Genomic DNA, 18,997 nt, shown 5'->3' with positions numbered 1-18,997 from the left:
TCCGTCCCCTCGACCGGTGCTTCACGCGCACCGCCTGCAAGGCATGGTGCCACTCCGCCATGCGATGCGCAGTCGTGTGCACCCGTTCGGCCCTCGGTAAGTTGGGGGCCATGCGAGCAGTGGTACAGAGGGTCGACGGGGCACGGGTCGAGGTAGCGGGCGAGACGGTCGGTGAGATCACCGGCGAGGGGCTGTGCGTCCTCGTCGGCGTCACCCACGACGACACCCCCGAGAAGGCGGCGCAGCTGGCGCGGAAGCTGTGGAGCCTGCGCGTGCTGGACGGCGAGAAGTCCTGCTCCGACGTGAACGCGCCGCTGCTGGTGATCTCCCAGTTCACGCTGTACGGGGACGCCCGCAAGGGCCGCCGGCCCACCTGGAACGCGGCGGCGCCCGGCCCGGTGGCCGAGCCGCTGGTCGACGAGGTCGTGGCGCGGCTGCGGGAGGCGGGCGCGACCGTGGCGACGGGCCGCTTCGGCGCGCAGATGCGGGTCTCCCTCACCAACGACGGCCCGTTCACGGTGCTGCTGGAGGTCTGAGAACCCCGGCCCTACGGCTCGACGACGGTCTCCTGCGCGGCGGCCGTGCCGTCGCCGACCACCAGCGGCGCGTCCACCGGAACGTTCCGCTTCACCAGGGCGAGCGCGATGGGGCCCAGCTCGTAGTGGCGTACCGCCGTGGTGACGAAGCCGAGCTGCCGCCCCTCCGGGCCGTCGGACGCGAGCCGGACCGGCGCGCCGTGCGGCGGCAGGTGCACCTCGCTGCCGTCCAGGTGCAGGAAGACCAGGCGGCGCGGCGGCTTCCCCAGGTTGTGGACGCGCGCGACGGTCTCCTGGCCCCGGTAGCAGCCCTTCTGGAGGTGGACGGCCTGCCCGATGAGGCCGATCTCGTGCGGGATCGTGCGGTGGTCGGTCTCGAAGCCGAGCCGCGGCCGGTGCGCCTCCACGCGCAGCGCCTCGTACGCCAGCAGCCCGGCGGCGGGGCCGTGCCGCTCGGCGTACGCCTCCAGCTCCGCGCGCGGCAGGAACACCTCGCGGCCGTGCGCGACCTCCCGGACGACGGCGCCGTCCGGGACCTCGGCGATCGACCCGGCGGGCAGGTGCACGACGGCGTACTCGTCGGTGCGGTCGGCCACCTCGACCCGGTAGAAGAACTTCATCGACTCCAGGTACGCGATGAGCGCCTCGCGCGTGCCCGGCTCGACGTGCGCCCACACGGTGGCGCCGTCGTCCACCAGGTACAGGGCGTGCTCGATGTGGCCGTTCGCGGAGAGGATCAGCGCGTCCGTGGCGCGGCCCGCGGGCAGCTCGCTGACGTGCTGGGTGAGCAGCAGGTGCAGCCAGCTCAGCCGGTCGTCGCCGCTGACGGTGACGACGCCCCGGTGCGAGAGGTCCACGAAACCGCTGCCGCCGGCGAGGGCCCGCTGCTCGCGGAACGGGTCGCCGTAGTGCGCGGCGACACCCTCGTCGCGGCCCTCGGCGGGGACGGCGCCGGGCAGGGACAGCAGGGGGCTGGTCGGTGAAGGTCGCTGCATGGCGTCCAGCCTACGACTCGCCGTTCGACGCCTACGACTCGCCGTGCGACGCCTCCGCCTGCGCCTTCCCGGTGCAGGTGCGGCAGCGGCCGTAGATCGCGAAGTGCTTCATGTCGGTGTCGAAGCCGAAGGAGTCGAGGAGCGTGCGGGTGAAGTCCGCGGCGACCGCCACGTCCGCCTCGATGACGTCCCCGCAGTCCCGGCACACCAGGTGCAGATGGTGGTGGCGGTCGGCGAGGTGGTAGGTCGGCGCCCCGTGCCCGAGGTGGGCGTGGGAGACCAGGCCCAGCTCCTCCAGGAGTTCCAGCGTCCGGTAGACGGTGGAGATGTTCACCCCGGACGCGGTCTTGCGCACCTCGGTCAGGATGTCGTCGGGCGTGGCGTGCTCCAGCGCGTCCACCGCCTCCAGGACGAGCTGGCGCTGGGGCGTCAGCCGGTAACCGCGCTGCCGAAGATCGCTCTGCCAGTCGGTGCTCACCACGCGCTCCAGTGTAGGAGCACCGACCGGCCGGGCCGGGGCTGCCGGGAAAATCGGCCTACTTGAAGAAGGCGATGCCGTCGTCCGGCAGGTCGCCCAGGCTCTTCGCCATGGCCTCGACCTCCTCGGGCGTGACGACCTTCTTCAGGTGCGCCGACATGTACGGGCGGAGCGGCACCTCGGGGGTGGCCTTCTCGCCGACCCACATCAGGTCGCTCTTGACGTACCCGTACAGCCGCTTGCCGCCGCTGTACGGGCCGGACGCGGCGGTGCGGGCGACGGCGTCGGTCGCCAGGTCGATCTGCGGCTTCTTGTCGGCGAGCTCGCCGTACCAGACCTCGACGATGCCCTGGTCGCGGACCATGACCACCTCGACCTTGCGGTCCTTGTCGACGCGCCAGTAGCCGCTCTCGCTCTCCAGCGGGCGGACCTTGTTCCCCTCGGCGTCCAGGACCCAGGTGCGGGAGGTGTACTCGATGAAGTCCCGGCCGTCGTGGCTGAACGTCACGGACTGGCCGAAGTTGCACTTCTCGGCGCCGGGGAAGTCGGAGACGCCCGCGCCCTCCCACGTGCCGAGCAGGAACGCGAGGGGGACGAGGTCCGGGTGCAGGTCGGACGGGATCTGGATCATGATGTCAGGCTGCCTGGCGTTCTATGGGGGTGCGGGGGGTCAGCGCTGGCCCTGGTACAGCTTCTTCACGGTCAGACCGGCGAAGGCGAGGACGCCGACGCAGACCAGGACCAGCAGGGCGGAGAAGAAAGCCTCAAGCACGGGGTGCTCCTCGGGTGAGCGGCGGTTCGGTATAGGGGCCGGGTCCCAGCCTAATGGGTGCGACCCGGCCCTTTCCTGCGAGGTGCGGCACGCTGCGCGGCGGCACCGTCCGGTGGAACGCGCCCGGGGCCCCGCCTCCACTGACACGCACAAGCGGACCGGGTCGTACGCCCGCGCATTACAGTTCGGAACATGGCGAAAAAGCTCGTGATCAAGGTGACCGCCGGGGCCGACGCCCCCGAGCGGTGCTCGCAGGCGTTCACGGTGGCGGCGGTGGCCGCGGCCAGCGGCGTCGAGGTGTCGCTCTGGCTGACCGGCGAGTCCTCGTGGTTCGCCCTGCCGGGCAGGGCGGCCGAGTTCGAGCTGCCGCACGCCGCGCCGCTCCCCGACCTGATCGCGTCGGTCCAGGCGGCCGGCCGGATCACCCTGTGCACGCAGTGCGCGGCCCGCCGGGAGATCACGGAGGAGGACCTGATCGAGGGCGTGCGGATCGCGGGCGCCCAGGTGTTCCTGAGCGAGATCATGGAGGACGGGGTCCAGGCCCTCGTCTACTGAGCCGGGCCGGGCCTACGGGCCCGGCTTCCTCTTGCCGTCCAGTTCGTCCCACCACTCGTCGGACTGCGGGTCCCCGCTGGGGTCGTCCCACCAGCGGTCGTCGGGGCCGCGCCGGTTCGCCGCCCAGGAGGCGAGCGGCGGCAGGAGCATCGCGGCGAACGCCATCCCGGCGGCGGCCTCCACGGACCACAGCCGCACGAAGGACCACGCGCTGACGAAGAGGGCCAGGCACGTGCCCATCAGCACGAAATAGGTGCGCCGGCGCCGTGCGTACACACCTTCAGGGTATGTCCCGCACCGTCACGCCGGCGGGCATGACCGAAGGGCCGCACCTCAAGTCCCGGAAAGCGTCCAACCCCCAGGAGGTGCGGCCCTTCGGCCGTTCGGGTACCGCCGGTCAGACGGCGATCGCGACCTCGGCGAGGCCGCCCGTCTGGACGACGACCTGCCGGTCCGCCGTGCCGCCCGGCACGAGCGCGCGGACGGTCCAGGTGCCCTCCGCGGCGTAGAACCGGAACTGGCCGGTCGCGGAGGTCGGGACCTCGGCGGTGAACTCGCCGGTCGAGTCCAGCAGCCGGACGTAGCCGGTCACGGGCTCGCCGTCGCGGGTCACCTGACCCTGGATCGTGGTCTCACCGGGCTTGATCGCGGAGGCGTCGGGGCCGCCGGCCTGGGCTCCACACATGTCGTACCTGTCCTTACGCGTCGCGGGTGGGGCGGATTACTTGGCGGGGCCGAGCTCGATCGGCACGCCGACGAGGGAGCCGTACTCGGTCCACGAGCCGTCGTAGTTCTTGACGTTCTCCTGGCCGAGCAGCTCGTGCAGGACGAACCAGGTCAGCGCGGAGCGCTCGCCGATGCGGCAGTACGCGATGGTGTCCTTGGACAGGTCCACCTGCTCGTCGGCGTAGAGGGAGCGCAGCTCCTCGTCCGACTTGAACGTGCCGTCGTCGTTGGCGTTCTTCGACCACGGGATGTTGCGGGCGGTCGGCACGTGGCCGGGGCGCTGCGACTGCTCCTGCGGGAGGTGCGCCGGGGCGAGCAGCTTGCCGCTGAACTCGTCGGGCGAGCGGACGTCGACCAGGTTCAGGCTGCCGATGGCGGCCACGACGTCGTCGCGGAAGGCGCGGATCGAGGTGTCCTGCGGCTTGGCCTTGTACTCGGTGGCCGGGCGGCTGGGAACCTCGGAGCCGTCGACCAGGTCACGGGAGTCGAGCTCCCACTTCTTGCGGCCGCCGTCGAGGAGCTTGACGCTCTCGTGGCCGTACAGCTTGAAGTACCAGTAGGCGTACGCGGCGAACCAGTTGTTGTTGCCGCCGTAGAGGACGACGGTGTCGTCGTTGGCGATGCCCTTCGCGGAGAGGAGCTTCTCGAAGCCCTCCTGATCCACGAAGTCGCGGCGGACCGGGTCCTGGAGGTCGCTCTTCCAGTCGATCCGGACGGCGTTCTTGATGTGGTTCTTGTCGTAGGCCGAGGTGTCCTCGTCGACCTCGACGATGACGACCTTCGGGTCGTCGATGTGGGCCTCGACCCAGTCGGCGTCTACCAGGACGTCGCTGCGGCTCATGCTGTCTTCTCCTCCGGGGCAGTGTGCGGCGGGATGATGCGGATGCGACACGTCGCGCCGAGCGCTCTACGCGTACGAGGGTGCGGCGCGGCTACGGCGCGGGGAAGGCCCCCCAGGGCGGAAGGGCCGAAAAACGCGGGGTGGGAGAGCCCGCTCAGACAGTGCGACAGAGCATGGCGGCGACGCGGCACAGGTCTACTGCCCGCCGCTTCGTGAGGTCCGCCTGTCGCTTCATCATGGGTCCGATCGTAGGGACGGACAGGCGGCCGTGTCACCGGCGTGTCGCATGGTGAGACGAGAACATCCGCATGGCGGGACGAGAAGGCCCCCGGCACCGGCTCGCGGCCGGTCGCTCCGGGGGCGTTCCCGCAGTTCGTCTATGGGGCGGACGGGTCCGTCTCGCCATGTGGGAAGTGCGTGGTGCGAGGCCCGCCGATGGCCCGGACGGGGAGGCGGGTCAGCCGGCCAGGACCACGTTCTGCCCGGTCACCGAGATCTGGAGGCCGTCGGGGGCGGCCTCCACCTTCTGGATCCTCAGCCCGGCGGGGAAGCCCTTCACCTGGCGGTCGAAGTCGGTCCGCTCGCGGACCAGCTCCTCGACGCCGGGGATGCCCTCGCCGGGCACCTTGTCCGCCCGCACCCGGAGCGTGTCGCCGTCGACGACGCTCACCGTGGACAGCACGCTGCGCGTCACCGTCCGGCCCAGCAGCTCGATGCCGCCCGTGACCTTGAGCTTGCCGTTGCCGCCGTAGCCGAGGGTGACGTCGTGGTCGGAGGCCTTGCGCAGCTCCTCGTACGAGATGCGGGCCGTGCCCGTCGCGGACGCGGCGACCGCGCGCGCGTAGCCGTTCTCCAGCCGTACGCCGCGCAGTTCGGCCGTCAGCTCGCCGAGCCGGACCGTGCGGCTGCCGGCCGTCGCCTCGACGCCGGTCATGGCCACGTCCACCTGGTCCAGCTCCCCGCCCATGACCTGGGTGAGGAAGGGGAAGCCGCGGATCGACACGTCGGGCGTGGCGGACAGGCCCTGTCTGGCCTGAATCCGGTCGGCGGCCTCGGACTCGGCGGCGGCGACCGCCAGCCGGTCCGCGATGGTGAACAGTCCGCCGAGAACGACGGCGATGATCAGCAGTGTGCGCAGTGCTCGCATGGCTCGGTGTTTCCCCCGCCCTGTTGGTGCCCGGCCCCCGACGACTCAATGATCGACGTCCGGGGGCCGGACAATGGTTCCCCGACGCCCCGGCCGGCACACCCGTCACAGCGGTCACACCCGTCCCATCCGGCGGTGGGCCGGGCCGGGCGGAGGGGGGCGGCGGCGGGGGTCAGACCAGCACGCGCCCCAGCAGGTACACGGCGGGCGCGGCCAGCGCGAGCGGCAGCGCGACACCGGCGGTCATGTGCACGAACCGCGACGGGTAGTCGTACGCGGCCACCCGCAGTCCGGTCACCGCGCACACGCCCGCGGCCAGGCCCAGTACGGCGGCCACCGCGCCCAGGCCGGTCACCGCACCGGCCGCGAGTCCCGCGCCCGCGCCCGCGGCCAGCGCGGCCACCAGGGACGCGGGTCCGGGCAGCGGCAGCGCGCGGACGACCGTGGCGGCGGCCGCGGCCAGGGCGCCGGCCACGACCGCGTCCGGCTCGGCGGCCAGGAACGCGGTGGCCACGACGGCGAGCGCCGAGGACACGACGGTCGCCATCAACCCGTACAGCCGCTCCTCGGCCGCCGCGTGGCTGCGCAGTTGCAGGACGAGGACCAGCAGGACCCAGACGCCGAGGGTGCCGAGGATCGCGGCGGGCCCGTGCTCCCGTCCCGTGGCGAGCAGCGCGGCGTCCGCGACGAGGCCGCCGAGGAACGCCAGGGCGATGCCCTGCCGGGCGGGCCACATGCCGTTGAGCCGGAACCATCCGGCGGCGGTGACCGCCTGGAGCAGCACCAGCGGGACGAGCAGCGCGTACGGGCCGAGCGCGGCGCCCCCGGCGAGCAGGAGGCCGAACAGGGCGGTGAGCCCGGCGGGCTGGATGCCCGGATCGATGATCGGCGACCGGCCCTCGGCGCGGGCGCGCTGGGCGTCGGTGATGCGGGTGTTGCCGAGGGTCGTGGGGGCGCTGTACTCCGGCTCGTGCGCGGCGCCGGCCGGGGCGTGCCCGCCGTGGTCCGCCGCTGCGGGCGCTCCGACGGCCGCGGGCACGGCGCCGGTGTGCGCGGGGGCGTGCGCGGCGGGCGCGGGGGCGCTCGGTGCCGGGGCCGCCGGCGCGGGGGCGTGCGGCGCGGGGGCGTGCGGCGCGGGGGCCGGCTGCCCGTACGGGGCCGGGCCCTGGCCGGTGACGGGCGGCAGGTACGCGGTCGGCGCGTCGAACCCCTGCGCGGGCGGCTGCCCGTACGGGGCGGGGCCCTGGTCCGTGACCGGCGGCAGGTACGCGGTCGGCGCGTCGAACCCCTGCGCGGCGGGCTGCCCGTACGGGGCGGGGCCCTGGTCCGTGACCGGCGGCAGGTACGCGGTCGGCGCGTCGTACGCCTCGGCCCGCGGGGCCTCCGGGGGCAGTGGGTGGGCGCCCGGGCCCTGCTGCGGCGGCCATCCCGTGCCGTTCGCCGCCGGCGGCAGCGGGTCGGGGTCCGACGGGACGGCCGGCTGGTAATGGGTGTCCCAGGTCTGGCCCTCCCAGGTCTGCGCGACGCCCGGGTCGTGCGGGTACTGCTGATCGCTGCTCATGCTGTGCGGCTCACCCTCCTGCGAACGGCGGGAGCACCTCTACCGTGCCGCCCTCCGCCAGCCGTACCGTCTCATGCCCGCGCGTCCCCACGGGGTCGCCGTCCACCAGGAACGAGCACCTCTGCAGCACCCGGACCAGCTCCCCCGGGTGCCGTTCGCGTACGGCGTCCAGCGCCTCGGCGAGGGTCTCGGCGGCGTACGGCTCCTCGGCGGTACCGGCGGCGGCCTTGGCCGCGGCCCAGTAGCGGATCGTTCCCGCTGCCATGGAGGGCTCCTTTCGTCAGACCTCCATGATGGGCCACGCCCCTCACGCCCCCGACGCGCCCGCCGTCACGCCCCCTGCGCGCCCGTCACCCACGCCCCGCACGCCCCCGCCCTCACGCCCCCCGTCCCCCTCACGCCCCCCGTCCCCCTCACGCCCCCGGCGCGGCCGTCAGCCACCGGGCGATCCGGGTGAGCAGCTCCTCGCCCGCGGCGTTCTCGGCGTGCCCCATGCCCGGCTCCAGCCACAGCTCGGCGTGCCCGCCCGAGGCCGCGGCCAGCGACCGGGGGTGGTCGACCGGGAAGTACGGGTCCCGGTCCCCGTGCACGACCAGCAGCGGCGTCGGCGCGATCAGCGGCACCGCCTCCACCGGCGACAGCGGCACGGGGTCCCAGTCCCGGTCGTGGATGCGGGTGCGCAGCCCGTACCGGCCCACGAGGCGCCCCGCCGGGCGGGTGATCAGCCAGTGCACGCGCCGCATCGGTGCCGTGCCCCGGTAGTACCAGCGCGCCGGCGCGCTCACCGCGGCCACCGCGTCCGTACGCCCCTGCGCGCGCTGCGCACCACCGTCCCGGCCGCCTTCACGCCCCGAGGGCCCCGCCGTGCCCCGCCACTCCGACGGACCAGCCGGCTCCGGGGAATCCCCGGCCGCCTCCCCGTACAGCGCCGCGTGCCGCAGCACCACCGAGCCGCCCATGGAGAAGCCGACCGTCACCACTCGCGCGTGCCCCCGCCGCCGGGCCCAGGCCACCGCCGCCGCCAGGTCCAGCACCTCCCGGTCGCCCACCGTGGAGCGCCCGCCGGAGCGGCCGTGGCCCCGGAAGGAGAAGGTCACGACCGCCGCGTGCCGGGCCAGCACGGCCGCGGCGCGGCGCAGGGCCGGGCGGTCCACCGACCCGGTGAAGCCGTGCGCCACGACGATCGCCGTGTCCGCCGGACCCGCCGAGCAGGGGTCGTAGCGCGCCTCGAGAAGGACTCCGTCAGGAGTACGCAAAGACATACGCAAGGTTTCATCCGGAGGGACGCACGTGAGCGAGGAAACATCCACACTGTGAAATAGGCCCTCTGTCCCGGATCTCATGTGGGCTATTGTTGCTGGGAGAGGACCCGGCAAAGCAGCCCCCGGGTCCTTTTGTGTTTTCCCGCCTTTGTTACGGACGGGTGAACAAAAGCTCTCGAAGGCACAAGGGCCGCCGCAGGACCAGAAGGAAGCAGTGCCGCAACGTCCTCGCACGGACCGAGGAGGAACCGACGTTATGGGCGAGCCGACCGTGCACGACCGGACGACGACCCGCAGGACGACGACCCGGACAGGCCGGGAAAGCCAGGCGACGAAGGCCACGCAGGCGACCCGGGCGGGTGGGACACGATGAGCTCTCTGCTGCTGCTGACCAATGCCCTCCAGCCGTCGACCGAGGTGCTTCCCGCCCTCGGACTGCTGCTGCACCAGGTGCGGGTGGCCCCCGCCGAGGGCCCCGCGCTGGTGGAGACCCCCGGCGCCGACGTGATCCTCGTGGACGGCCGCCGCGACCTGCCGCAGGTGCGGTCGCTGTGCCAGCTGCTGCGCTCCACGGGCCCCGGCTGCCCCCTGATCCTGGTCGTCACCGAGGGCGGCCTCGCGGCCGTCACGGCCGACTGGGGCATCGACGACGTGCTGCTCGACACGGCGGGCCCCGCCGAGGTCGAGGCGCGGCTGCGGCTCGCCATGGGCCGCCAGCAGATCACCGCCGACGACTCCCCGATGGAGATCCGCAACGGCGACCTGTCGGTGGACGAGGCGACGTACAGCGCCAAGCTGAAGGGCCGGGTCCTGGACCTCACCTTCAAGGAGTTCGAGCTGCTCAAGTACCTCGCGCAGCACCCGGGCCGGGTCTTCACGCGGGCGCAGCTCCTCCAGGAGGTGTGGGGGTACGACTACTTCGGCGGCACCCGCACGGTCGACGTCCACGTGCGGCGGCTGCGCGCCAAACTGGGCCCCGAGCACGAGTCGCTGATCGGCACCGTGCGCAACGTGGGGTACCGGTTCGTGGCGCCCGAGAAGGCCGAGCGCGCCGCCGACGAGGCGCGGGGCACCACGCGCGCCGAACCGCGTGCGGGAGCCCGTACCGGAGCACGTACGGAGGCCCGCGGCAAGGAGGCGGCACCGGAAGTCATCCGGATGGCGGACGGATAAGATCCGCGGCAAGCGGCCGCACGACCTGCCCAGAGGGAGGTCACCCCGCGTAGACTGCCGCGCGTGGCCAAGGTGACGCGGGACGACGTGGCACGACTGGCGGGTACTTCCACCGCGGTCGTGAGCTATGTCATCAACAACGGACCCCGGCCGGTCGCCCCGGCCACGCGCGAGCGTGTCCTCGCCGCCATCCAGGAGCTGGGCTACCGGCCCGACCGGGTGGCCCAGGCGATGGCTTCGCGGCGGACCGACCTCATAGGCATGATCGTCCCGGACGCGCGGCAGCCGTTCTTCGCGGAGATGGCGCACGCCGTGGAAAGAGCCGCCGCCGACCGGGGGAAAATGGTCCTGGTCGGCAATTCGGACTACCGCGACGAGCGGGAGATCCACTACCTGCGGGCGTTCCTCGGAATGCGGGTCGCCGGTCTGATCCTCGTGAGCCAGGGCATGAGCGAGCGCGCCGCCCAGGAGATCGAGGCGTGGGACGCGCGGGTCGTGCTGCTCCACGAGCGCCCCGAGGCGCTGGACGACGTGGCCGTGGTGACCGACGACATCGGCGGCGCCCAGCTCGCCACCCGCCATCTGCTGGAGCACGGCCACGCGTACGTCGCGTGTCTGGGCGGCACCGAGGCGACGCCGTCCGTCGGCGACCCGGTGGCCGACCACATCGAGGGCTGGCGCCGCGCCATGCGCGAGGCGGGCCGCTCCATCGAGGGGCGGCTGTACCAGGCCGAGTACAACCGGTACGACGCCTACGAGACCGCCCTGAAGATCCTTTCGGGCCCGGACCGGCCGCCCGCGATCTTCTGCGCCACGGACGACCAGGCGATCGGTGTGCTCCGCGCGGCGCGGGAGCTGCGCATCGACGTGCCGGGGGATCTGGCGGTGGCCGGGTTCGACGACGTGAAGGAGGCGGCGCTGACCGACCCGCCGCTGACGACGATCTCGTCGGACCGCCCGGCGATGGCCCGCGCGGCGGTGGACCTGGTCCTCGACGACGGGCTGAAGGTGTCGGCTTCGCGCCGGGAGCGGGTGAAGTCGTTCCCCTCGGCGCTGGTGATCCGCCGCAGCTGCGGCTGCAACGGCGCGTAGGCCGCGGTTCTTCGGCGTCTCTCACGGCGCCTTCAGGAATCTCTCATCCGCGCGGGCCACAGTCGTGGCATGACGGACCGCAGCGCCACCCCGCAGGGGACGACCGGAGGACCGCACCCGTACGCCGGGGCCCCGGCCGCCTCCGCCCACCCGGCCGCCCCGGCCGACACGGCCGCCCTGGCCGGCCGCGTCGGAGCCCTCTGCCCTCCGCCGCCCGCGTATCCCCCCGTGCCCCCTCCGTCCGCCGCCACCGGCGAGGCGCCGCCGCGACGGCGGGCCCGGCGGCCCGCGCTGCTGATCGCCGCCGCCGCGCTCGTGGCCGCGGCCGGCGGCGGCGGGACGGGCGCCCTCGCACAGCACCTCGCCGCGGACGCCCCGGCCGCCGCGCCGGCGGCGGCCACGGGGACGGCCATCGGGCAGCGCTCCGGAGCGGGCACGGTCGCCGCGGCCGCGGCGGCCGTGGCGCCGAGCATCGTGGAGATCAAGGCCGTCACCGGCCAGGACACCGGCTCGGGGCAGCCGGCCGGCTACGGCGGGTCCACCGGTTCGGGGCAGTCCACCGGTTCCGGCGTGGTGATCACGGCGGACGGCGAGGTCGTCACCAACCACCACGTGGTCGCCGGCGCCTCCGAGGTGCGGGTCCGGCTCGCGGACGGCACCGCGTACACCGCCGACGTCGTCGGCAGCGACCCCGGCAAGGACCTGGCGCTGCTGCGGCTGCGCGGCGCGAAGGGCCTCAAGGCGGCGCCGCTCGGCGACTCCTCCCGGCTCCGCGTGGGCGACCAGGTCGTCGCGATCGGCTCCCCCGCGGGCCTCACCGGCACGGTGACCAGCGGCATCGTGTCCGCGCTCGACCGGGACGTGACGGTCGGCGGCGACGGGGGCCGGGGCGGGCCGTACGGCGGCCAGGGCTTCGGGGACGGCACGGGCGCGTCGAAGACGACGTACAAGGCGATCCAGACCGACGCGTCCCTCAATCCGGGCAACTCCGGCGGCGCCCTGATCGATCTGCGGGGCCGGGTCGTCGGTGTCAACTCCGCGATGTACGCGCCGAGCACGGGGTCCGGCGCGGGCAGTGTGGGGCTGGGCTTCGCGATCCCCGTGAACACCCTGAAGGCCGCTCTGGACTCCCTCCGCGGCTCCTGACCCGCGTGCGACGCTGATCCGCATGAACACCACCGCCGAGCCCGACCGCATCCTCGTCGTCGACGACGAGCCCGCCGTCCGCGAAGCGCTGCTGCGCAGCCTGGCCTTCGAGGGGTACGGCACGCTCGCCGCCGCCGACGGCGCGGACGCGCTGGAGAAGATCGACGCGTACGCGCCGGACCTGGTCGTCCTCGACATCCAGATGCCCCGCATGGACGGGCTGACGGCCGCCCGCCGCATCCGGGCGTCCGGCTCCACCGTGCCGATCCTGATGCTCACCGCCCGCGACACGGTCGGCGACCGGGTGACGGGGCTCGACGCGGGCGCCGACGACTACCTGGTCAAGCCGTTCGAACTGGACGAGCTGTTCGCCCGTATCCGCGCGCTGCTGCGGCGCAGCTCGTACGCGGCCGGGGGCGGCGCCGGGCCGGGCGGCGGGGACGAGGTGCTGGCCTTCGGGGACCTGCGGATGAACCTCACCACCCGCGAGGTGGCGCGCGGCGGACGGCGGGTGGAGCTGACGCGGACCGAGTTCACGCTGCTGGAGATGTTCCTCGCGCACCCGCGCCAGGTCCTCACCCGCGAGCAGATCCTCAAGGCCGTGTGGGGCTTCGACTACGAGCCGACCTCCAACTCCCTGGACGTGTACGTGATGTATCTGCGGCGCAAGACCGAGGCGGGCGGCGAGCCCCGGCTCGTGCAGACGGTGCGCGGGGTGGGGTACGTGCTGCGGGAGGGCGGCGCCGAGTGACTCCCGGAGCCGTACGGCGCTTCCGCGCGCTGCCGCTGCGCTCCCGGCTGGCCCTGCTGACGTCGCTGGCGGTGGCCGTGGCGGTGGCCGCGGTGTCGGTGGCGGCCTGGCTGCTCACCCGGGCGCAGCTGCGCGACGAGCTGGACCGGTCGCTGGAGAACACGGCGGCGCCGCGCGAGCAGGTGGTGGACGCGCTGGTGCGGTGCCAGGCCGGGGTGTCGCCGGAGCCGCCCGCGCCCGGGCAGGCCGGGTTCGCGTACACGCAGCTGGTCGGGGCGGACGGCGAGCGGTGCGTCGCCCGGTACTCACGGGCGGTGCGGGTGACGGCGCGGGACGTGGACGTCGCGGCGGGCCGGGCCGAGGAGGCGCTGCACACCTCCGCGACGGACAGCGGCGAGACGGTGCGGGTGCACACCGTGCGCGAGACGGTGACCGTGCCGGGGACGGCGCGGCGGGTGTCCGTCGCCGTGTCGCTGGCGCGCCCGCTGACGGAGGTCGACGCGGCGCTGAGCCGGCTGGCGCTGCTGCTGACCGCGCTGGCGGGGATCGGCGTGGTCGGCGCGGGCGCGGCGGGGCTGTGGGTGGCGCGGGCCGGGCTGCGGCCGGTGGACCGGCTGACGGGCGCGGTGGAGCACGTGGCGCGCACCGAGGACCTGACGGTGCGCATCCCGGTGGAGGGCGAGGACGAGATCGCCCGGCTGTCGCGGTCGTTCAACGCGATGACGGCCGCGCTGGCGTCGTCCCGCGACCGGCAGGCGCAGCTCATCGCGGACGCCGGACACGAGCTGCGGACGCCGCTGACGTCGCTGCGGACCAACGTGGAGCTGCTGGCCCGGATCGAGGAGTCCGGCCGGGCGATCCCGGCGGAGGACCGGCGGGCGCTGATGGCGTCGGTGAAGGCGCAGATGACGGAGCTCGCGGCGCTGATCGGCGACCTCCAGGAGCTGGCGCGGCCGGACGCGGTGGCGCAGGGCCGCCTGGAGGTCGTCGCGCTGCACGAGGTGCTGGACCAGGCGCTGGGCCGGGCCCGGCTGCGGGGCCCGGAGCTGGAGTTCGACCGGGACGTGTGGCCGTGGTTCGTGCGGGCGGAGCCGGCGGCGCTGGAACGGGCGCTGGTGAACGTGCTGGACAACGCCGTGAAGTTCTCCCCGCCGGGCGGCGCCGTGGAGGTCCGCCTGGTGGACGGCGTCCTGACGGTGCGGGACCACGGGCCGGGCGTCGCGGAGGACGAACTCCCGTACGTCTTCGACCGGTTCTGGCGCTCACCGTCCGCCCGCTCGCTGCCGGGCTCGGGCCTGGGCCTGTCGATCGTGGCCCGCACGGTCGGCCAGGCGGGCGGCACGGTGGCCCTGACCCGCGCGGAGGGCGGCGGCACCCGCGCGGAGATCCGCCTCCCGGGCGCCCCGACGCCGCCGCCGGGGTCAGTTGTGCCGCAGGAGTGAGGCGACCAGGCCGGGGCGGGTGTCGGGGAAGTCCATGGGGACGATGCCCAGGCCGCGCCAGGTGGTGGCCTGCGCGCTGTCGAGGAGGGTGTGGACGCGGGGGTTGAGGCGGTCGGCGTTCCAGCGGGGTGGGAGGAGCGCGGCGGTGGAGACGTGGTTGACGTACAGCCTGCCGGGCTGTGTGGCGGCCTTGCGGAAGTGGGCCTCGATCTTCGGCCACTTCGCGGTGGGCTCGGCCATGTAGTCGTCCTGGATGTCGAACAGCGCGCCGTCGCCCCAGCGGACACCGGGCAGCCCGCCGTTGTCGGCGAGGAGCACGACCCGGCCGCGGGCCTCGCCGAGGAGGGGCAGTCCGTCGCCGATGCGGAAGAGGGGCCGCCAGCCCTTCACGTCGAGGTAGCGGTCGAAGACCTGCCGGAAGACCGTGTCGCTCTCCTGCGAGTACTCCTGCTTGACCCGCATGAGGACGGTCTCCGACGGGTGCGCGGCGAGGAAGTCGCGGCAGGCGGCGAGGACGTCGCCGAACATCTGGTTCTGGTAGTAGGCGCCGTGGTGGATGGCGAAGGAGTCGCCGGTGACGCGGCAGCGGATGTCGAGGTAGCGGACGCCGCTGTCCAGCTGCTGGGCGACGGTCGTGTCCTGGCAGGCCACCCAGAGGCCGCCGGCCGGGGCGGCGGAGTTGTGGGTGCCGGGGATGGTGAGGGCGCGCAGCGGGGTGGTGTCGGGGTGGCCGCCCATCCAGTCCTGGAGGCCGGCGGCGCGGGCGCGCGCGGGGGCGGCGGGTAAGGCGCCGAGGGCGAGGGCGGTGCCGGTGGCGGCCGTGAGGAAGCCGCGTCGGGTGAGGGCCATGCGCGGGATTATGGCGCGCACACGTCAATGACTGAAGGTGCGAGGACGGCCGGAGGCGCGTGGGCGGACGTAGGCGGGAAGGCCGGAGGCGGGAAGGCCGGAGGCGGGAAGGCCGGAGGCGCAGGGTGGACGGGCCGCGCGCCGGGAGACGCGGAAGCGGGGGCGGGCCCACCGGACCCGCCCCCGCTTCCTTCCGTACGGCGTGTTACTTGACGACCGTGATCCGGTCGGTCGCCGGCGGCGCCAGCGGGGCCTGCGGCGAGGAGTGCGCGCCGAGGTAGGCGATGAACACGTCCAGGTCGGAGGCGCCGACCAGCTTGTTCGCGCCCTGGCCGAGCGCGGCGAAGCCGTCACCGCCGCCCGCGAGGAACTCGTTCATCGCGACGCGGTAGGTCTTGGCCGGGTCCAGCGGCTGGCCGTTCAGCTTCACCGAGGAGACGTCGACGCGGGCGGCGCCGGTCTTGGTCATGTCCAGCGTGTAGGTGAAGCCCCGGGAGACCTGGAGGATCTTCGGGGAGGCCTCGTTGGAGCCGCTGACCTGCTGCTGGAGCGCGGTGACGATCTGCGCGCCGGTCAGGTCGACGGTGGTCATCATGTTGGTGAACGGCTGGACGGTGTACGCCTCGCCGTACGTGACGATGCCGTCCGCCGCCTCCGTGCCCGACTTGGCGTGGACCAGGTCGGCGCGGATGCCGCCCGGGTTCATGAAGGCAATCTGCGCGCCGCCCTTGTCGGCCGGGGCGAGGCCCTCCAGCTGCGCGTCGGCGATCAGGTTGCCGAGCGGCTTCTCGTACGCGGTGGAGCCGCGGCCGTCGATGTTGGCCGAGATGTGGCCCACCGGGCGGTTCGCGATCGGCGCGGCGAGACCGTTCCACTTGGTGATCAGGTCGGTCATGTCCGCGGCCTTCGGGACGTCGCGCGTCACGACGTGGTTCGCGGAGGCGACGGCCGTGCGGACGATGTCCTTGGTGGCGCGGTCGTAGGTGAGGGTCGTGTCGGTGTACAGCTTGCCGAACGACGCCGCCGAGGTGACCGTGCGCGGCTTGCCCGCCGGGTCCGGGATGGTGCACGCGTACGCCTGGTGGGTGTGGCCGGTCACCAGCGCGTCGACCTGCGGGCTGAGCTTCTTGGCGATGTCCACGACGGGGCCGGAGACGCCGTCGCCCGGGCCGGGGCTGTCGCAGTCGTAGTTGTACGCGGTGGAGGCCGGCGCGCCGCCCTCGTGGATCAGGGCGACGATGGACTTGACGCCCCGGCGCTCCAGCATCCTCGTGTACTTGTTGATCGTCTCGACCTCGTCGCCGAACTTCAGGCCCTTGATGCCCTCGGCGTTGACGATGTTCGGGGTGCCCTCCAGGGTCACGCCGATGAAGCCGACGCGGACGCCGTCCTTCTCCCAGATGAAGTACGGGTCGAGGATCGGCTTGCCGGTCTTCTCGTCCGTGACGTTCGCGGCCAGGTAGGGGAACCGGGCGCCCTCGTACGTGGTGCCCTCGGCGCAGCCGTCGACCGGGTGGCAGCCGCCGTTCTGGATGCGGGCCAGCTCGGCCGCGCCCTCGTCGAACTCGTGGTTGCCGACGGAGCTGACGTCGAGCTTCAGCTTGTTGAGCGCGTCGATGGTCGGCTCGTCGTGGAACAGGCCCGAGACCAGGGGCGAGGCGCCGATCATGTCGCCGGCGGCCGCGGTGATGGAGTACGGGTGGTTCTTGCGGGCCTCGCGCAGGTGGGTGGCGAGGTACTCGACGCCGCCCGCCTTGATCTTCTCGGTGGTGCCGTCCGCGTGGCGGTGGACGACCTCGCCGGAGGAGCCGGCCGGGGGCTCCAGGTTGCCGTGCAGGTCGTTGAAGGAGAGCAGCTGCACGTCCACGGTGCGGCCGGTCGCCTGCTTGCCGTACGTCCAGTCGCCCTTGCCGCTCTCCTCGGCCGCGCCGGCCGGGAGGGCCGCGACGAGCGCGCCGAGGGTGGCGATACCGGCCGCGGTGGCGAGTATCCGCCGCCCCGTCCGCTTCTTGTGTCGTGTCGCTGCCATTTGTCTGATTTTCCCCTTTGACACCACATGACCTTATGTGCCGTCAGGTGACGCCGTGGCCATGGTCCCTGGTCTGCCGTGCGCAGCCTAAGGTCAACGCGCGTAGCGGAACAGGGGGGAACGGGTTACGACCTGGTTGCCATCCCCCTTCCGTACGAGGGGCGAGGCCTGGGACCGATGGCCGGAACTCACCGTGCGTGACCGGCACCGGCGACCGGTACGGGCGTCACGGCGGGGACGGCGGCGGTGGGCGGGGCGGGCGACGGCGGGGCGGGCGGCGGCGGGGTGGCGACCATCCCGTACGTACGCACCGCGGCGACCACCCCTCGGGTCCGACCCGGCAACGGCGACCGCCCCGCACCCGGCAACGGCGACCGCCCCGTACAGGCCCCGGCGACCGTCCCGTACAGGCCCCGGCGACCGCCCCCGCGCAAGCCGCGGCGACCGTTCCGCCCGGGCTGTGCCGCGCAGTTCGGGTCCTGCCCGGGGTCAGGGCCTAGGCTCGTATCCATGACCACTGACGTTCGCGCAACAGCCCCCGAGGCGGGACGCCGCATCGAGATCCTCGACGAGCTCACCCCCGATCAGGCCCGCAGCGTCCTCGACCTGCTCGCCGACGCCGCGCGCGTCGACGGCATGCAGGCGGTGTCCGAGCAGGGCAGGCTGCAGCTGAAGGCCTTCATCGCGGCGCGCGGCGACTCCGAGGGGAGCGGCGGCCGGCGCGAGGGCGTGCGGCATCTGCTGCTCACCGTCTCCGACCGGCTCGCCGGCTACGCCCAGCTGGAGGACACCGACCCGGTCGAGGCCCCCGCCGCCGAACTGGTCGTCGACCCCGCGATGCGCGGCCGCGGCCACGGGCGGGCGCTCGGCTCCGCGCTGCTCGCCGAGTCCGGCAAGCGGCTGCGGGTGTGGGCGCACGGCGGCAAGTCGGCCGCCCGCCACCTGGCGCAGGTGCTGGGCCTCACGCTCTTCCGCGAGCTGCGCCAGCTGCGCCGCCCGCTGGTCCCGCTCGACATCCCCGAGCCGGTCCTGCCGCCCGGGATCGCGGTCCGCACGTTCGTGCCCGGCCAGGACGACGCCGCGTGGCTCGCGGTCAACGCCGCCGCGTTCGCCCACCACCCGGAGCAGGGCGCGCTGACCCAGCGGGACCTGGACGACCGGAAGAACGAGCCGTGGTTCGACCCGAAGGGCTTCTTCCTCGCCGAGCGCGAGTCGGACGGCGCCCTGGTCGGCTTCCACTGGACGAAGACGCACGCCGAGGAGCAGCTCGGCGAGGTGTACGTGCTCGGCATCTCCCCCGACGCGCAGGGCGGCGGCCTCGGCAAGGCGCTCACCGCGATCGGCCTGCGCCACCTGGCCGCCCAGGGCCTGCCGACGGCGATGCTCTACGTGGACGCCGACAACCCGGCGGCCCTGCGCGTGTACGAGGGCATGGGCTTCACCACCCACGAGGTGGACCTGATGTACCGCACGGAGACCTGACCCGACCCGCCACAAGGGGCGCCGCCGACGGGCCGGCGCCCCTTCCCGGATCACCGGCACGGGACCCCCGGCCCGCGAACGCCCCGCGCGCCCCGCGCCCCCGCCGGCCCCGCCCCCGCGCCCCGCCGGGACAGCCCCCGCCGGTACCGGCCGGATCCGC

21 protein-coding genes are annotated in these 18,997 nt (G+C 73.9%); 8 read left to right on the top strand and 13 right to left on the bottom strand.

The genetic code is table 11. From position 1 onward, the window contains the following. The first annotated feature begins 110 nt into the window (after nt 1-110). Nucleotides 111-536: a D-aminoacyl-tRNA deacylase gene (dtd, locus tag ACSUPT_RS15830; RefSeq protein ID WP_351963862.1), complete on the top strand. Its 426-nt coding sequence runs from the start codon at nt 111-113 to the stop codon at nt 534-536. Between the two features lie 11 nt (nt 537-547). Here the strand turns inward: dtd and ygfZ are convergent, their stop codons facing one another. Genes ygfZ through ACSUPT_RS15815 form a run of 3 tightly spaced genes read right to left on the bottom strand, consistent with a single transcriptional unit; the run spans nt 548 to nt 2,640 of the window. Next, the gene (gene ygfZ / locus ACSUPT_RS15825; RefSeq protein WP_365727185.1) at nt 548-1,531 is read right to left on the bottom strand and encodes a CAF17-like 4Fe-4S cluster assembly/insertion protein YgfZ; all 984 of its coding nucleotides are present in this window, start codon (nt 1,529-1,531) and stop codon (nt 548-550) included. Nucleotides 1,532-1,562: 31 nt separating this feature from the next. Beyond that, a complete protein-coding gene (locus ACSUPT_RS15820; RefSeq protein ID WP_436944702.1) occupies nt 1,563-2,012 on the bottom strand; it encodes a Fur family transcriptional regulator in 450 nt (149 codons plus the stop codon). Between the two features lie 55 nt (nt 2,013-2,067). Then, a complete protein-coding gene (locus tag ACSUPT_RS15815; protein ID WP_351963860.1) occupies nt 2,068-2,640 on the bottom strand; it encodes an FABP family protein in 573 nt (190 codons plus the stop codon). Between the two features lie 333 nt (nt 2,641-2,973). Here ACSUPT_RS15815 and ACSUPT_RS15810 point away from each other — a divergent pair, with 333 nt between their 5' ends. Then, on the top strand, nt 2,974-3,336 hold the full coding sequence (locus ACSUPT_RS15810) for a DsrE family protein (protein WP_351963856.1): 363 nt from the start codon (nt 2,974-2,976) through the stop codon (nt 3,334-3,336). 12 nt (nt 3,337-3,348) lie between these two features. Here ACSUPT_RS15810 and ACSUPT_RS15805 read toward each other — a convergent pair whose 3' ends face one another. From ACSUPT_RS15805 to ACSUPT_RS15770, 8 genes are all read right to left on the bottom strand, one after another. Continuing rightward, nucleotides 3,349-3,612 (bottom strand): DUF3099 domain-containing protein, encoded by a 264-nt coding sequence (locus tag ACSUPT_RS15805; protein WP_351963855.1) that lies wholly within the window; start codon nt 3,610-3,612, stop codon nt 3,349-3,351. Nucleotides 3,613-3,733: 121 nt separating this feature from the next. Beyond that, nucleotides 3,734-4,021, bottom strand: coding sequence for a DUF1416 domain-containing protein (locus ACSUPT_RS15800; RefSeq protein WP_023587464.1), 288 nt, complete (start codon nt 4,019-4,021; stop codon nt 3,734-3,736). Nucleotides 4,022-4,057: 36 nt separating this feature from the next. Beyond that, the gene (locus ACSUPT_RS15795; protein ID WP_351963854.1) at nt 4,058-4,903 is read right to left on the bottom strand and encodes a sulfurtransferase; all 846 of its coding nucleotides are present in this window, start codon (nt 4,901-4,903) and stop codon (nt 4,058-4,060) included. A gap of 154 nt (nt 4,904-5,057) precedes the next feature. After that, a complete protein-coding gene (locus ACSUPT_RS15790) occupies nt 5,058-5,138 on the bottom strand; it encodes a putative leader peptide (protein ID WP_350203226.1) in 81 nt (26 codons plus the stop codon). 222 nt (nt 5,139-5,360) lie between these two features. Continuing rightward, nucleotides 5,361-6,050, bottom strand: a complete 690-nt coding sequence (locus ACSUPT_RS15785) for an LmeA family phospholipid-binding protein (protein WP_351963853.1) — start codon at nt 6,048-6,050, stop codon at nt 5,361-5,363. Nucleotides 6,051-6,222: 172 nt separating this feature from the next. Then, nucleotides 6,223-7,611: a hypothetical protein gene (locus tag ACSUPT_RS15780; RefSeq protein ID WP_436944699.1), complete on the bottom strand. Its 1,389-nt coding sequence runs from the start codon at nt 7,609-7,611 to the stop codon at nt 6,223-6,225. Nucleotides 7,612-7,621: 10 nt separating this feature from the next. After that, nucleotides 7,622-7,876, bottom strand: a complete 255-nt coding sequence (locus ACSUPT_RS15775; protein WP_351963851.1) for a MoaD/ThiS family protein — start codon at nt 7,874-7,876, stop codon at nt 7,622-7,624. A 148-nt stretch (nt 7,877-8,024) separates the two neighbouring features. Beyond that, nucleotides 8,025-8,954 carry an alpha/beta hydrolase gene (locus ACSUPT_RS15770; protein ID WP_436944697.1) on the bottom strand — a complete coding sequence of 310 codons (930 nt, stop codon included), beginning with the start codon at nt 8,952-8,954 and terminating at the stop codon, nt 8,025-8,027. A gap of 288 nt (nt 8,955-9,242) precedes the next feature. On the opposite strand from ACSUPT_RS15770, the gene ACSUPT_RS15765 reads away from it, so the two are divergent. From ACSUPT_RS15765 to ACSUPT_RS15745, 5 genes are all read left to right on the top strand, one after another. After that, nucleotides 9,243-10,046, top strand: a complete 804-nt coding sequence (locus tag ACSUPT_RS15765) for a response regulator transcription factor (protein ID WP_351963849.1) — start codon at nt 9,243-9,245, stop codon at nt 10,044-10,046. Nucleotides 10,047-10,109: 63 nt separating this feature from the next. Then, nucleotides 10,110-11,138, top strand: coding sequence for a LacI family DNA-binding transcriptional regulator (locus tag ACSUPT_RS15760; protein ID WP_351963848.1), 1,029 nt, complete (start codon nt 10,110-10,112; stop codon nt 11,136-11,138). 69 nt (nt 11,139-11,207) lie between these two features. Next, nucleotides 11,208-12,284: a S1C family serine protease gene (locus tag ACSUPT_RS15755; RefSeq protein ID WP_436944695.1), complete on the top strand. Its 1,077-nt coding sequence runs from the start codon at nt 11,208-11,210 to the stop codon at nt 12,282-12,284. Between the two features lie 22 nt (nt 12,285-12,306). After that, a complete protein-coding gene (locus ACSUPT_RS15750; protein ID WP_436944694.1) occupies nt 12,307-13,035 on the top strand; it encodes a response regulator transcription factor in 729 nt (242 codons plus the stop codon). Continuing rightward, nucleotides 13,032-14,477 (top strand): HAMP domain-containing sensor histidine kinase, encoded by a 1,446-nt coding sequence (locus tag ACSUPT_RS15745; RefSeq protein WP_436944693.1) that lies wholly within the window; start codon nt 13,032-13,034, stop codon nt 14,475-14,477. Before ACSUPT_RS15750 ends, ACSUPT_RS15745 begins: the two co-directional genes overlap by 4 nt. On the opposite strand, the gene ACSUPT_RS15740 is transcribed toward ACSUPT_RS15745, so the two are convergent. Next, complete coding sequence (locus ACSUPT_RS15740; protein ID WP_436944691.1) at nt 14,457-15,326, bottom strand: phosphatidylinositol-specific phospholipase C; 870 nt, start codon at nt 15,324-15,326, stop codon at nt 14,457-14,459. The two genes, ACSUPT_RS15745 and ACSUPT_RS15740, sit on opposite strands and share 21 nt — an antisense overlap. Before the next feature lie 205 nt (nt 15,327-15,531). Further along, nucleotides 15,532-17,355: a bifunctional metallophosphatase/5'-nucleotidase gene (locus tag ACSUPT_RS15735; protein WP_436944690.1), complete on the bottom strand. Its 1,824-nt coding sequence runs from the start codon at nt 17,353-17,355 to the stop codon at nt 15,532-15,534. A 510-nt stretch (nt 17,356-17,865) separates the two neighbouring features. Between ACSUPT_RS15735 and mshD the strand changes: the two genes are divergently transcribed. Next, nucleotides 17,866-18,837: a mycothiol synthase gene (gene mshD / locus ACSUPT_RS15730; RefSeq protein ID WP_351963842.1), complete on the top strand. Its 972-nt coding sequence runs from the start codon at nt 17,866-17,868 to the stop codon at nt 18,835-18,837. Nucleotides 18,838-18,997: the final 160 nt, after the last annotated feature.

This window comes from Streptomyces sp. SudanB25_2051 (assembly GCF_964272635.1).
In the GTDB taxonomy this organism is placed as follows: Bacteria; Actinomycetota; Actinomycetes; order Streptomycetales; family Streptomycetaceae; genus Streptomyces.
Note: the sequence above shows the minus strand (reverse complement) of the source record. Positions and strands in the feature narration are given on the sequence as shown.

Excerpts from the sequence above, each read along its gene's own strand:
- ACSUPT_RS15790 (WP_350203226.1), bottom strand. The coding sequence starts at position 5,138 with ATGAAGCGACAGGCGGACCTCACGAAGCGGCGGGCAGTAGACCTGTGC.
- ACSUPT_RS15735 (WP_436944690.1), bottom strand. The coding sequence starts at position 17,355 with ATGGCAGCGACACGACACAAGAAGCGGACGGGGCGGCGGATACTCGCC.
- ACSUPT_RS15815 (WP_351963860.1), bottom strand. The coding sequence starts at position 2,640 with ATGATCCAGATCCCGTCCGACCTGCACCCGGACCTCGTCCCCCTCGCG.
- ACSUPT_RS15750 (WP_436944694.1), top strand. The coding sequence starts at position 12,307 with ATGAACACCACCGCCGAGCCCGACCGCATCCTCGTCGTCGACGACGAG.
- ACSUPT_RS15740 (WP_436944691.1), bottom strand. The coding sequence starts at position 15,326 with ATGGCCCTCACCCGACGCGGCTTCCTCACGGCCGCCACCGGCACCGCC.
- ACSUPT_RS15775 (WP_351963851.1), bottom strand. The coding sequence starts at position 7,876 with ATGGCAGCGGGAACGATCCGCTACTGGGCCGCGGCCAAGGCCGCCGCC.
- ACSUPT_RS15785 (WP_351963853.1), bottom strand. The coding sequence starts at position 6,050 with ATGCGAGCACTGCGCACACTGCTGATCATCGCCGTCGTTCTCGGCGGA.
- mshD (WP_351963842.1), top strand. The coding sequence starts at position 17,866 with ATGACCACTGACGTTCGCGCAACAGCCCCCGAGGCGGGACGCCGCATC.
- ACSUPT_RS15780 (WP_436944699.1), bottom strand. The coding sequence starts at position 7,611 with ATGAGCAGCGATCAGCAGTACCCGCACGACCCGGGCGTCGCGCAGACC.
- ygfZ (WP_365727185.1), bottom strand. The coding sequence starts at position 1,531 with ATGCAGCGACCTTCACCGACCAGCCCCCTGCTGTCCCTGCCCGGCGCC.
- ACSUPT_RS15770 (WP_436944697.1), bottom strand. The coding sequence starts at position 8,954 with ATGAGATCCGGGACAGAGGGCCTATTTCACAGTGTGGATGTTTCCTCG.
- ACSUPT_RS15765 (WP_351963849.1), top strand. The coding sequence starts at position 9,243 with ATGAGCTCTCTGCTGCTGCTGACCAATGCCCTCCAGCCGTCGACCGAG.
- ACSUPT_RS15795 (WP_351963854.1), bottom strand. The coding sequence starts at position 4,903 with ATGAGCCGCAGCGACGTCCTGGTAGACGCCGACTGGGTCGAGGCCCAC.
- dtd (WP_351963862.1), top strand. The coding sequence starts at position 111 with ATGCGAGCAGTGGTACAGAGGGTCGACGGGGCACGGGTCGAGGTAGCG.
- ACSUPT_RS15810 (WP_351963856.1), top strand. The coding sequence starts at position 2,974 with ATGGCGAAAAAGCTCGTGATCAAGGTGACCGCCGGGGCCGACGCCCCC.
- ACSUPT_RS15755 (WP_436944695.1), top strand. The coding sequence starts at position 11,208 with ATGACGGACCGCAGCGCCACCCCGCAGGGGACGACCGGAGGACCGCAC.
- ACSUPT_RS15800 (WP_023587464.1), bottom strand. The coding sequence starts at position 4,021 with ATGTGTGGAGCCCAGGCCGGCGGCCCCGACGCCTCCGCGATCAAGCCC.